Origin of the sequence: Streptomyces sp. NBC_01669 (assembly GCF_026339735.1) — a bacterium.
In the GTDB taxonomy this organism is placed as follows: Bacteria; Actinomycetota; Actinomycetes; order Streptomycetales; family Streptomycetaceae; genus Streptomyces; species Streptomyces yanii.
Map to the genome: position 1 here is coordinate 8,440,766 of NZ_JAPEQG010000001.1, position 12,154 is coordinate 8,452,919.

Below are 12,154 nucleotides of genomic sequence, written 5' to 3' on the forward strand. Positions count from 1 at the left end.
TGACGTACGGGGGACACGGAAGCCGGAAACATTGAAGTGAGAGCGAGGAGAACCCCATGAAGGCCGTCCAATACCGCACCGTCGGCGCCGCCCCCGAGGTCGTCACCGTGCCCGACCCGGAGCCCGGACCCGGCCAGGTCCTGCTGAAGGTCACCGCCGCAGGCGTCTGCCACTCCGACATCGCGGTGATGAGCTGGCCCGCCGACCAGATCCCCTTCCCGTTGCCGCTCACCCTCGGCCACGAGGGCGTCGGCACCATCGCCGCCCTCGGCGACGGCGTCACCGGTCTCTCGGTCGGTGAGTCCGTCGCGGTCTACGGCCCCTGGGGCTGCGGCACGTGCATCAAGTGCGCCGAGGGCAAGGAGAACTACTGCCTGCGCGCGAAGGAGCTCGGCATCACGCCGCCCGGGCTCGGTTCGCCCGGCGCCATGGCCGAGTACATGATCGTCGACGATCCGCGTCACCTGGTGCCGCTCGGCGGTCTCGACCCCGTGCAGGCCGTGCCGCTCACCGACGCGGGGCTCACCCCCTACCACGCGATCAAGCGGTCTCTCCCCAAGCTGGTGCCCGGCGCCACCGCCGTCGTCATCGGCACCGGTGGTCTCGGCCACGTGGCGATCCAGCTGCTGCGCGCCATGACGGCCGTCCGCGTCATCGCCCTCGACGTCACGGAGGAGAAGCTCGCCCTCGCCCGCACCGTCGGCGCCCACGAGACCGTCCTCTCCGACGAGCACGCCGCGGCCAAGGTCCGCGAACTGACCGGCGGCGTCGGCGCGCAGGTCGTCCTCGACTTCGTGGGGGCACCTCCCACGGTCACCACGGCGGGTGCGGCGGCCGCGATCGACGCCGATGTCACCATCGTCGGCATCGGCGGCGGCGCCCTCCCGGTCGGCTTCGGCTCCCTGCCCTACGGGACGACGGTGACCTCCCCGTACTGGGGATCGCGCTCCGAGCTTGCCGAGGTCCTCGACCTGGCCCGCGCGGGATCGGTCGAGGTCCACGTCGAGACGTACACCCTGGACGAGGCGCCGCTGGCGTACGAGCGGCTGCACCACGGCAAGATCAACGGCCGCGCGGTCATCCTCCCCAACGGCTGATTTCTCCAGCGGTACACGAGGGAGTGCGGGCCGTCGCCGATGGGCGACGGCCCGCACGCTCGTGCTCCGGAGCGATGCGTACGCCCGGTGCTTCGGCGATACTCGACCAATGGAATTCGTGGCACTGATGACGCTGCCCGGACTGGTGATCGGGCTGACTCTGATCGCGTTCGTCGACCAGCTGATGCTGCGAGCCGGGCGGGCGGGGATGCTGCCGTGGCGTAACGGCGCGCGCCGGGGCCAGGTGTCGGCGACCGGATTCGAGCAGCTGCACGCGACCTTCTCGCCGGGCAAGCAGAGCGAACTCAAGGAGCGCCAGAGCGCCCTGCTGCTCCGTGACGACGAGGAGGACGGCGCCCCGCCGAACCGTTCCACCGTCGACCTCGACGGCGGCCGCGCCGTCATCCATCGCGCAGCGGCCACACCCTCGCAGGGCTCCGGCACGCTCTGAAGGCTGTCCCATACGGGTGTGGCCGCTGGGGGATGGGCGGGGTGATCTCAGCGGATGATCCGAAGTGGAGTGGACCTGGCAACGCGGTCGGCGATCTCACCGGCCCGCCGGCCAGGCGAAGACACGGTGCTGATCGTGGACGGCGCCCTGGTACCGACCCGTGACCGCAGCATCGCCGCCTCCAGCAAGAACCATCGGTACCCGACGAATCTGCAGGTCGTGATCGACGCCAACAGCCGCCCCGGTGTGCTGTCCCGGGACGTCGGTGACGCGCGACATGCTCCTCCTCGGTGCTTGAACAGATGAGGGCCTTCTGGGTCCGGTGTGGATGGCGACATCTGCACCGAGTCGCAGAAGGCCCTGCGCCGTCAGGGCCCACGCCGGGCCGACGTGTTCGGGCCACGCTCCCCTTTGGCGCCGCGCCTGTCAGGGGCCACGGCCGTGGGGAGGCCCGGCTGTGCGGCGGCGGTGCCCGCACGTCAGGTGACGAGGGTGTACAACCGTTTACCCATGCTGCCGGTCTTGTTTGCTGCGGTCCGGGAATTCCGCTCCACCGCCTCCGGCATCACCGCCCGCTCCTTCTCGCTCGCCGACGGCACGGTCGGCATGAGCACGGCCCTGGCCCGTTTGGGCGCGGCCTTCACCCACTGACCCCGACGCAGCACAGCGACAGAGCACTGGGAGTGACATGAACAGACGTGCACTGCGATGGAACCTCGGACTCGCCACCGCGCTCGCGGTGAGCAGCGCCATGACCACCCCTGTGATCGCGCACGCGCAGGGGATCGCGATCGGCCGGGCCGCCCCCGTCGCGGAACTCCCGGACGACTTCAACGGCGACGGATACTCCGATATGGCGGTCCCCGTGCCCTCGGCGACCGTCGGCGGCAAGGCGAAGGCCGGATATGTGGCCGTGATGTACGGCTCGTCGACGGGCCTGAAGGCCTCGACCAAGCAGGTGTTCCACCAGGACAGCGCCGGCATCCCCGGCGTTGCCGAGGCCGGGGACGCGTACGGAAGTTCGGTCACCACCGGTGACCTGGACGGCGACGGGTACGCCGATCTGGTCGTCGGCGCCTCCGGCGAGGATGTCGGCACCGTCACCGACGCGGGCTCGCTCGCGGTGATCTGGGGAGGGGCCAAGGGGCTGTCGGGTTCCGGTTCCGTGACACTGGCCGTCGGCGAGGGGTCCTACGACAGACTCGGGCGCACCGTCAGGGCCGGGGACTTCGACGGGGACGGCGACCTGGACGTCGTCGGCGTCGAGAACTACCTGAATCTGCGTGTGCTGTCCGGGCCGTTCGGCCGCGACGGCTCCGCGCAGGGCACGGCCCGGATCGCCGACATGGACGACATGCGCCTCCTGGACCTCGCCGCGGGCGACATCAACGGCGACGGGGTGACCGACCTTGCCGCGGTGGTCAACTCCGTCGACGAGTACGACTGGCGGCACATCCGCTACTGGACGGGTACGAAAACGGGACTGACCGCACCCGGCTCGGTCAAAGGTGCGAACGGCTACTGGCTCGAGGGCGGTGAGAGCCTCGACATCGGCGATGTGAACAACGACGGCATCGAGGACATCGTCGTGGGGCGGGCGGTCGACGGCTACGACAGCGACCTGGAGATACCGACCGCCAACGGCGGCATGATCACCTACGTCCCGGGCAGCAGATCGGGCCCGGTCGGTACGCGGGCGAAGGTCTTCAACCAGGACAGTGCGGGCATCCCGGGTGTCGCCGAGAACAACGACGCATTCGGTGACTCCGTCCAGGTCGCCGACATCGACGGCGACGGCTATGAGGACGTGTCGGTCGGTGTTCCGGGTGAGGACTTCGACGGCAGGAGCCAGGCAGGCTCGGTCGTCACCCTGCGCAGTACGGCCTTCGGCCTCACCGGCAGGGGAGCCAAGAGCTACTCGCAGGACACCGCAGGGGTTGCGAGCTGCTGTCGGTTTACTGCATTGAAGTGAGTTGTAGCGAGCGGGAGTGAGTCCTGTGGGTGGGTTTGTGGGGGTGGGAACGGGGGTTCTGGGGTCGAATGGGTGACCTTGGTGGCTGTTGCTCGTTGGGTCGGGTGGCAGGTATCCGACCGTGAGGGGGGTGGTGGATGGTCTGCGGAAGCTGACGGCCTCCTTCGTGGTGCCCGCGCCTGCCGGGGTGGCGATCCGCGACCGCCTCAAACACCTCACGCCCCAGGACGAGAGGGTGCTGCGTGCGGTCGGTGCGCACCAGGGTGCGCTGGCTTCCGGTGATCTCAAGGCTCGCTGTGCGGATGGTCTGGAGCACGGTGCGGACACCTGGGCGGCGCGGAAGCGGGAGCTGACGGCACGGTCGTCGTCGCGTATCGCGGGGGCGATCACCAAGGCCACGCACGACCAGTGGGCGCTCGCGCGCCGTGGCCAGGCCGCGCACATGAAGAGCCTGGCGGCCGGGATCAGGACGCTGCGGCACCGGCTGTCCCTCCCGGTCGGGGAGAAGGGCACCAACCGTGCGGCGGGTGGCTACCGGTCGAAGAGCGAGTGGTTCCGCAAGTCCCGCCGCCTCGCGATGCTGGAGGACCGGCACACGGCGGCTGTTGCCGACTGGCAGGCCGGACGGGTCCGGGTGGTGCGGGGCGGGAAACGTCTCCTCAACACCCGCCACCACCTCGCCCAGGCCCAGTTCACCGAAGAGCAGTGGCGGGAACGGTGGGAGGCGGAACGCTGGTTCCTTGCCGCCGACGGTGAGTCGGGGAAGCGGTTCGGGAACGAGACGATCCGTGTCACCCCGGACGGCGAGGTGTCGATCAGGCTGCCTGCCCCGCTCGCGCACCTGGCCAACGCCCAGCACGGCCGGTACACCCTCACCTCCACCGTGGCGTTCGCGCACCGAGGCGCGGAATGGGCCGACCGCATCACCGCGCACCGGGCCGTCGCCTACCGCATCCACCTCGACACGGAGCGAGGCCGCTGGTACCTCACCGCATCCTGGCAACACCCCGCCGTGAAGACCATCCCGTTGGAGACCGCCCGCGCCCGGGGCATGATCGGCGTCGACACCAACGCCGACCACTTCGCCGCCTACCGCCTCGACCGGCACGGCAACCCGGTCGGTGAGCCGCACCGCTTCGGCTACGACCTGTCCGGGTCGGCCAGCCACCGGGACGCCCAGATCCGCCACGCCCTGACCCGGTTGATCAACTGGGCGGTGCGTGCCGGGGTCGCCGCGATCGGCATCGAAGACCTCGACTTCACCACCGAGAAGACCCGCGAGAAACACGGCCGCAGGAAACGGTTCCGGCAACTCGTCTCCGGCATCCCGACCGGCAAGCTCAAGGCCCGACTGGTGTCGATGGCCGCCGAACACGGGCTTGCGATCGTCGCGGTCGACCCCGCCTACACCAGCCTGTGGGGTGCCCAGCACTGGCAGAAACCGCTGACCACCCCCCACCGCACCATGTCCCGTCACGATGCCGCGGGTATCGCGATCGGACGACGCGCCCTCGGGCACCCGGTCCGGGATGGGGTATCCCCTGCTCGAACGCAGTTGAGAGCTTGGGGAAGGACGGCACCGCCCCCACACGACCGGAGTGATCGTGCGGGGCATCGGACCGCCCAGGCCGGACCAGGTCACCGGGGGCGTGAGGGAACCCGCCCACCCACCACGGACCGGCCCCCTGGAGGACCGTCGCCGAGCGGGACGCGAACGCGGGAACCCAGCGCATCCAACACCGTTCGGGATGCGCCCAGCACGCAACGGTGGGTCCAGGACTCACTTACGCACACTGGTTAGGAACGGTACCCGGCGTCGCGGAGAACAACGACCGCTTCGGGGCGGCCGCCAAACTGGTCGACACCAACGCCGACGGTCGCGCCGAGGTGATCGTCGGCGCGCCCGGCGAGAACGCCGACGCCGGCTCGGTGTGGGTGTTCAAGTCCACTTCCTCCGGGGTGACACCAACCGGTTCGTTCACCTTCGGCGCGGGCACGCTCGGCATGGTCTCGACGCGCGCGCAGCTCGGCTCCACGTTCAACTAGGTCCTGGCCGGTCGATCTTCGTGGATCAGCCTGCGGCGTCCGGTGCGGTGCATCGCAAGGCAGAGGATCGTACGCGTACGTGGGCGTACGTGGGCGTACTTGGGCGAGTCCGACAACGCGGCGAGGTGCCGTGCCGGACATCGCGGGCCCACGAGGATCGGACGGACAGGGCCTACGGGGTCCCGTCTGCTCGAACTCGCGGTGCGGCACGTGATCGACGGTGGCACGGCTGTGGCTCTCGACCTTGACGGCCAACTGCTTCCACTGCCGCCCAAGGTCGCCCAGCCGGTCCGGGCCCTACGCCGGCAATGCCACAAATCACTGGACATCGCACAGGCCGGGCGGCGAACGTTGGCGGCATGGAGCAGGAGGGGATCTGGGACGGCGATGCCGCCCAGCGCTATGACACGCCCGGCACAGGCATGTTCGCCCCCGAGATCCTGGGGCCGACCGTGAACCGCCTCGCTGAGCTCGCAGGTGGCGGAGCAGCACTTGAGTTCGCCATCGGGACCGGCCGGGTGGCCGTACCACTCGTCGAGCGAGGAGTCCCCGTCACCGGCATCGAGTTGTCGCTTCCGATGATCCATCAACTGCGAACCAAGGCGGACGAAGCGACCATCCCCGTGATCGTCGGTGACATGGCGACTTCCGTGGCCCCTGGGAAGTACACACTCGTCTACCTCGTCTACAACACCATTTCCAATCTGCTCACCCAAGCCGAGCAGGTCGAGTGCTTCCGCAACGCTGCCCGCCACCTCACGCTCGGTGGTCGGTTCGTGATCGAGCTCTGGGTGCCCGAGCTGCGCAAGCTCCCACCGGGCCAGACGGCCACCGTCTGGGACTCCGAGCCCGGCTACATCGGTTTGGACACCTACGACGTTCTGCGCCAGCACGTCGTATCGCACCACTTCTCGTTCGACGACACGAAGCAGGCTCAGCTGTTCCGCAGCCCGCACCGCTACATCTGGCCTGCCGAACTTGACCTCATGGCTCAGCTGGCCGGATTCGAGCTGGAGACCAGGCACGCGGACTGGGCCGGCGCCGCGTTCACTGCCGAGTCGCGTTCTCACGTCTCCGTCTACCGAATCCCGCCGAATCAGTAGGCTCGCACGGTCCGGTATGGCGGCGCGCCGCGTACCCGAGCACAATCCCGGGCGTGACAGCGCGGTCCCACCGGTACTCCATCCCTGATCTTGCGTGGGTATCCCCGGCTTCAGCCGGGGAGGGAAACGCATCCTTGGTCCGGAGGCGCGAAGCGCCGGAGTTCGCTGCGCCTTGGGGTGACGGTCAGGCAGGTCGCTTCTGCCCTTCGATGTACTGGCGGATCACGGTCAACGGTGCACCGCCGCATGATCCCGCGAAGTAGGAGCGGGACCAGAACAGCGACCCCATGCCGATCCGGTTGATCCGGCCCGTGTACTCAGCTCGCAGGTACCTGGAACTGACGCCCTTGACGTGGAAGTCGGCCACCCCTCACCTCCCGGGATCCCTCGAGACCCGAGAGGCGTGAGGGGAACTACGGGACAGCCTCTATGGCTTCGGGCGCGGCGGTCCTGCGGCGCAGCATCGAGTCGGCCAGACCGGCACCGCATTTCTGGAGCAGGCTGTACGCGAGGACCGGCAGCAGCACGTGGGGGCTGCCGGAAAGGTTCGTCGCAGCCAGCACCGCACCGGCGCTGCTGTTGTTCATCCCGCAGGTGAGCGTGATTGCCACGGTGTCGGCCGGGTCGGCCCGTACTGTACGGGCCAGGCACCAGCCGATTGCGAACGACGCCGCACACAGCACAGCCGCCACGACCACCGACGCCACCAGCAGCGCGGGCCGTGGGTTCAGCAGGAACCCGCCCAGTGCGCCCGACGCATTGCTGTAGGTGAGCAGCAGTGCGTCGACCAGCCCGAGCAGTCCGATCCACGGCAGATGCCGGGCGAGCGCCCCGGCGGGCAGCACCTGCTGGACGAGGAGCCCGGCGGCACACGGCACGATCACGCTGATCACCGCGAACGCCCCGCCGTTCACCGCGGCCAGCCTCGACAGGTCCTGTGCGTAGTGGCCGACCGTCACCATCGACGCGGCCGAGAGTGTCAGCGGGATGGTGAACGGGCTCAGGAGCGTGGAGGTCAGGACGATACCGACGATCAGCGACTGGTTGCCGCCGGCCCGGCTTCCCCAGACCGTGGCGCCGCCCGCAACCGGTATGGCACCCACCAGGGCCAGTCCTGTGAGGAGCCCGCTGCAGCCGTCCGTGTCGGGGAGCCGCCCGAGCGCCACCGCCATGCATGGCAGCAGTGCGAGCGGGATCAGCGTATTGGCGAAAGTTCCGACCAGCAGTGGCAGCGGTCGGCGCAGGAGTCGCGGCAGATCCCGGGCGGGCACCCGTAATGCCGCGGTGAAGAGCAGCCAGGCGAGGAGGAGCGACGGCAGCGTGAGAGGCGTCCGGGCCCCGCCGGGTGCGGACACCGCGCCGAGATCCAGCTGCCGCATGGCGAGACCGGCCTGCGGTAAGAGGGCTGCGGTGGCGTAGGCGGCCACTATCGCCCAGGTCAGCCGGTGCTGAAGGAGCGCGAGTGCACGCGTGAGCGCGGGCGGACGCGTGACGTGGTTGGTTCGGACGAGGGGCACGACCGGTGGACGGGGCATCGCACTGGACCTCTGTGAGGGTGGACCGGGACCGGCGGGTCACCTGCGGTGTGCGGGCAGTGCCGTCCGTATCAGCGCGGCTCCGAGCCCCAGCCAGAAGGCGGCGAACAGCCAGCCGGCCACCACATCGGTCACCCAGTGCACCCCGAGCAGGACCCGGCTCAGCCCGACGGCCGCGGCCCAGCAGCCGACCAGGACGGCGGCGACGCGGCCGGCCCGGCTCCCGTACGTCCGGTGGCCGATCGCCACCACCAGGAGTCCCGCCATGAGCGCGGACGTCGTCGCGTGCCCGGACGGGAAGGCGAACCCGGAGGCGTGCGTCGCCCAGTCGCCCACCGGCGGGCGGGACCGGTTGATCGCTTCCATCAGCCCGTAGCGCAGCGCCTGCCCCAGCAGCAGGAAGGCCAGGGCGCCTGTCGCGTACCCCAGACGGCGACGCAGGTTCCGGCCCGCGATCAGTCCGGCGGCCACCGCGGCGGCGTACGGGAACACGCCCGTACCCGTCGCCGTGACCGCCCTGGCCACTGTGACCAAGGCGGAGGGCCGATGGTGCAGGGACCATGCGTGCGCAGCCCGATCGACGGGCAGCACGGCCCCGTGCCGGGCCGTGAGGACCACCGCCGTCAGGCCGAGGAGACCGACGAACCCGATCAGTACGGCCCCGAGCGCCGTACGGATACAGGGATCGATCGGGTCCGCAACGGCCCGGCGCCCGGCCTCCGCGTCCTTGGTCACCGCGCCGCCACCAGTGGGCGCAGCCTGGTCTCGCGCAGCCGCACCACGACCGGGGCGAAGCGCCGGGCGGCGACGGTCAGCGGCCAGGCCACGAGCGCGCCGGTGACCAGCCCGATCAGCACGTCGTGCGGATAGTGCACGCCGATCCAGACCCGGGACGCGGCCATCAGCAGCGCCGCGGGCACAGCTATGGCACCGAGTCGGCGGTCGGTCAGCAGGATCGCGACCGCCGCGGCTGCGGCGATGGCGGCGTGATTGCTGGGGAAGGACCAGTCGCCGAGCGGAGGGCACGCTTCCACCGTGACCGCATGCAGGGTCTGGCAGGGCCGCTGTTCATGGACGGCCATCTTCAGCAGGTCGTTGGCCACATAGGCGGCCACCACGACCAGGGGCGCACAGAGCGCCATTGCCAGGCGGGCGGGGGCGTCGGAGCGGGACCGCCACCAGGCGACGAGCATCAGCAGGGCGAAGAGCGCGAGACCGAAATCGGACCAGATACGGATCGCGGAGTCCAGAGCGGCGGGGGAGCGCTGGGCGAGCTCGGTGATCCAGGTGTAGAGGCCACCGTCGAGGGAGGTGGCGGCAGAGGCGAGCAGCATCAGCTGTGGTCTCCTTCGGCGGTGCGGCGGCCGCGCGAGCGCATCAGCTCGGCGGCGAGGGGGATCAGGGAGACAATGACCACGACGGCGACGATCGGCAGCAGGTAGCGGTCGACATTGGGCACCGACGACCCCAGTCCGTAGCCGGCGAGCACCAGTGCGACGGTCCACACCAGTCCGCCGACGATCTGCCAGATCGTGAAGAGCCGGGCCGGTACGTTGAGCGCCCCGGCCAGCGGGTTGAGCACCGTGCGCACCACAGGGACGAAGCGCGCCAGCACGATCGCGCGCGCGTGTCCGTACCGTTCGAGCAGTTCCTCGGCGCGAGCGGCCCCCTCATGCAGCCGCTTGGCCCGGCTCCGGGCCAGCAGGGTGCGACCGCCGCGGCGCCCGATCCAGTACCCGGTCTGGGCGCCGAGGAGTGCGCCGACCACGGCAGCGATGAGTACCTGTGGCAAGGAGAGGTGGACCGCGCCGTGGGTACCGGGCACGCTCAGCAGCCCCGCCGTGAAAAGCAGGGAGTCGCCGGGGAGGAAGAAGCCGACGAGCAGTCCCGTCTCCGCGAACAGCACGACCGCGATGCCGAGCGCGCCGAACGTGGCGAGCAGCGATCCTGCGTTCAACAGGTTCACTGCCTGCGGCACGGCCGCCAGTGAGGATACGGACACGGCGGAAGGCCTCCCATAATGGTGACTGGGCGCACCGACGGGACGCCCGACTGACTACAGTGCTGTAGACGGTCTACGTCACTGTAGACGCTCGGAGCGGGAGGAGAGTTCCCATGTCTCAGGTGCAGGGGATATCGAGCGAGGATCCGGACCCTCGCGCGGGCGGCAAGCCGACCCCTGGGCCGGGCGTGGAGTCGGCTCAGGCCTCCGCTTCGGTGCCCGGACCGGCACCGGAGCCCTCCTCGGCGCCGGAACGGCGACCGGCCGGCGAGCTGGAATCCACTGTTCTCGCGGCTCTGTGGGCGGCTGACTCCCCGCTCACCCCCGGTCAGGTGCAGGGCGCCCTCGGCGCGCCCCTCGCCCGCACCACCGTCACCACGATCCTGACCCGGCTGTACGAGAAGGGCACGGTCACCCGCACCCGCGCCGGGCGCGGCTTCGCCTACACCCCCACCGAGGATGCGCCCGGCCTCACTGCCCGCCGGATGCACAGCGAACTGCAGAAGGAAGAGGACCGCAGCACCGTGCTGGCCCGATTCGTCTCGCAGCTCACCGACGAGGACGAGCAGCTGCTCCGCGAACTGCTCGACGGAGACGCCCGATGATCTACGCCGTATGGGTTCCCCTGCTCATGCCGTTCGTCGCGGTTCCCGCCGCGCGCCGTCTGGCGGACGCCCTGGCGCCCCTGCGTGCCGTTCGGCTGCTCGCCTCGACGGCCGTGGGTCTCGCCCTGTGCAGCACGCTCGCCCTGGTGCTGCTGGTGGTGCCCGGCGCGACCCAGCTGTCCGCGGTCGCCGCGGTCGGTGAACTCGTCAAGCCGCTCGCCGCGGCGCCCGCCGCCGTGACCGTCCCGCTCGCCCTCGCCGCCCTGGCCCTGCTGTCCGGCTGCACCGCCGCGGTGGTCCGTACCGCCCGCCGCCACTGGGTGGAGCTGCAGCGCGCCAGGCAGTCGGCCGAGTGCTCCGGTGGTGAACTGGCCGTCCTGCGCGACAGCCGCCCCGACGCCTATGCGCTGCCCGCGCTCCCGGGCAGCCCTGGCCGGATCGTCGTCACCACCGGCATGCTGCGCGCCCTGGACCCCGCCGAACGGGACGCCCTGCTCGCGCACGAGCGTGCCCATCTCGCGGGCCGTCACCACCTCTTCCTCGCCGCTGCCGAGCTCGCCGCCCTCTGTCATCCCGCTCTGCGCTCGCTGCGCGCGCCCATGGGCTACGCACTGGAGCGCTGCGCCGACGAGGCCGCGGCCGTCGCTGTCGGCGACCGGCGGGTCGCCGCGCGCGCGATCGGCCGCGCGGCGCTCGCCGCTCGGGCGGCGGAAGGGGTGCGGGCGCGCCCTCGCGTGGCGCTCGCCGCGGCGGCGGGCCCCGTTCCGCGCCGGGTCGCGGCGCTGCTCGGCCGGGCCACCCACCGGCCGGGCGTCGGCCGCGCCGCGGCGGCCGCGCTGCTGGCCTGCCTGATCCTGTCCGGGGCCGCCGCACTCGAAGCGACGAACGATCTGCACAGCAGCATCGAGGTCGCCCAGGGCGAGGTCCCGCAGCGCTGACCCGGCGAGGTGCCTGCGGCGTGCGTGGCGCACGTTCTCCCATCCGCCTCAGAAGTCGGCAGCCGTCGTGGGCGACGCGACACGGCGGCACGCGGTGCCCGTGCTTGCTCACCCTCTACAAGATCCCGGGCCGGGACTGCGCCACCTGGTCGGCGGACGGGGCATCCGACACGGCCGAGTACAAGGTGTGATCGAAGCCGTCGCCCGCGGCATCGGCGGCCACGACGCCTGGCCTGGCCGACGCGTCGACCCCGGCCGAAGTCGAGTGCTTTCATCGCCCAAGGGTTCGGCGCGCCAGCGGTGCGCACGGCCTGAGACCGAGCGAGTGTTGTCGAACCGTTGATCCGCAGGACATCCGGCCGTACGGGCACGCCATCCGAGGTTCCCGGGCCATGCGCGACGCCG

Annotated in this window: 13 protein-coding genes and 2 pseudogenes; 10 read left to right on the top strand and 5 right to left on the bottom strand. The window is 70.8% G+C overall.

The genetic code is table 11. The features are described from left to right. The first annotated feature begins 56 nt into the window (after positions 1-56). The 8 genes and pseudogenes from OG972_RS37750 to OG972_RS37785 all read left to right on the top strand — a co-directional run bounded on the left by OG972_RS37750 (position 57) and on the right by OG972_RS37785 (position 6,669). A complete protein-coding gene (locus OG972_RS37750; protein WP_266989236.1) occupies positions 57-1,097 on the top strand; it encodes an NAD(P)-dependent alcohol dehydrogenase in 1,041 nt (346 codons plus the stop codon). 109 nt (positions 1,098-1,206) lie between these two features. Next, positions 1,207-1,548 carry a DUF6191 domain-containing protein gene (locus OG972_RS37755; protein WP_266989238.1) on the top strand — a complete coding sequence of 114 codons (342 nt, stop codon included), beginning with the start codon at positions 1,207-1,209 and terminating at the stop codon, positions 1,546-1,548. A gap of 90 nt (positions 1,549-1,638) precedes the next feature. Continuing rightward, a pseudogene (locus OG972_RS37760) lies at positions 1,639-1,788 on the top strand (IS5/IS1182 family transposase); the annotation flags it as partial. 282 nt (positions 1,789-2,070) lie between these two features. Further along, on the top strand, positions 2,071-2,199 hold the full coding sequence (locus OG972_RS37765) for a hypothetical protein (protein ID WP_266989240.1): 129 nt from the start codon (positions 2,071-2,073) through the stop codon (positions 2,197-2,199). Between the two features lie 37 nt (positions 2,200-2,236). Beyond that, positions 2,237-3,520, top strand: coding sequence for an FG-GAP-like repeat-containing protein (locus OG972_RS37770; RefSeq protein WP_266989242.1), 1,284 nt, complete (start codon positions 2,237-2,239; stop codon positions 3,518-3,520). A 133-nt stretch (positions 3,521-3,653) separates the two neighbouring features. After that, positions 3,654-5,321, top strand: a complete 1,668-nt coding sequence (locus tag OG972_RS37775; RefSeq protein WP_266990973.1) for a transposase — start codon at positions 3,654-3,656, stop codon at positions 5,319-5,321. Next, positions 5,288-5,566 (top strand): FG-GAP repeat protein, encoded by a 279-nt coding sequence (locus OG972_RS37780; RefSeq protein WP_266989244.1) that lies wholly within the window; start codon positions 5,288-5,290, stop codon positions 5,564-5,566. Before OG972_RS37775 ends, OG972_RS37780 begins: the two co-directional genes overlap by 34 nt. Before the next feature lie 359 nt (positions 5,567-5,925). Continuing rightward, positions 5,926-6,669 carry a bifunctional 2-polyprenyl-6-hydroxyphenol methylase/3-demethylubiquinol 3-O-methyltransferase UbiG gene (locus OG972_RS37785; RefSeq protein WP_266989246.1) on the top strand — a complete coding sequence of 248 codons (744 nt, stop codon included), beginning with the start codon at positions 5,926-5,928 and terminating at the stop codon, positions 6,667-6,669. A 184-nt stretch (positions 6,670-6,853) separates the two neighbouring features. Here the strand turns inward: OG972_RS37785 and OG972_RS37790 are convergent. The 5 genes and pseudogenes from OG972_RS37790 to OG972_RS37810 all read right to left on the bottom strand — a co-directional run. Next, positions 6,854-7,021: pseudogene (locus tag OG972_RS37790) on the bottom strand (transposase); the annotation flags it as partial. Between the two features lie 61 nt (positions 7,022-7,082). Continuing rightward, complete coding sequence (locus OG972_RS37795; protein ID WP_266989248.1) at positions 7,083-8,204, bottom strand: bile acid:sodium symporter family protein; 1,122 nt, start codon at positions 8,202-8,204, stop codon at positions 7,083-7,085. 39 nt (positions 8,205-8,243) lie between these two features. Then, on the bottom strand, positions 8,244-8,939 hold the full coding sequence (locus OG972_RS37800) for a phosphatase PAP2 family protein (RefSeq protein WP_266989250.1): 696 nt from the start codon (positions 8,937-8,939) through the stop codon (positions 8,244-8,246). Beyond that, positions 8,936-9,538 carry a phosphatase PAP2 family protein gene (locus OG972_RS37805; RefSeq protein WP_266989252.1) on the bottom strand — a complete coding sequence of 201 codons (603 nt, stop codon included), beginning with the start codon at positions 9,536-9,538 and terminating at the stop codon, positions 8,936-8,938. Before OG972_RS37805 ends, OG972_RS37800 begins: the two co-directional genes overlap by 4 nt. After that, positions 9,538-10,206 carry a DedA family protein gene (locus tag OG972_RS37810; protein ID WP_266989254.1) on the bottom strand — a complete coding sequence of 223 codons (669 nt, stop codon included), beginning with the start codon at positions 10,204-10,206 and terminating at the stop codon, positions 9,538-9,540. Before OG972_RS37810 ends, OG972_RS37805 begins: the two co-directional genes overlap by 1 nt. A 215-nt stretch (positions 10,207-10,421) precedes the next feature. Here OG972_RS37810 and OG972_RS37815 point away from each other — a divergent pair, with 215 nt between their 5' ends. Continuing rightward, positions 10,422-10,811, top strand: coding sequence for a BlaI/MecI/CopY family transcriptional regulator (locus OG972_RS37815; RefSeq protein ID WP_266990975.1), 390 nt, complete (start codon positions 10,422-10,424; stop codon positions 10,809-10,811). Next, the gene (locus OG972_RS37820; RefSeq protein ID WP_266989256.1) at positions 10,808-11,749 is read left to right on the top strand and encodes a M48 family metalloprotease; all 942 of its coding nucleotides are present in this window, start codon (positions 10,808-10,810) and stop codon (positions 11,747-11,749) included. Before OG972_RS37815 ends, OG972_RS37820 begins: the two co-directional genes overlap by 4 nt. The last annotated feature ends 405 nt before the right edge of the window (positions 11,750-12,154 follow it).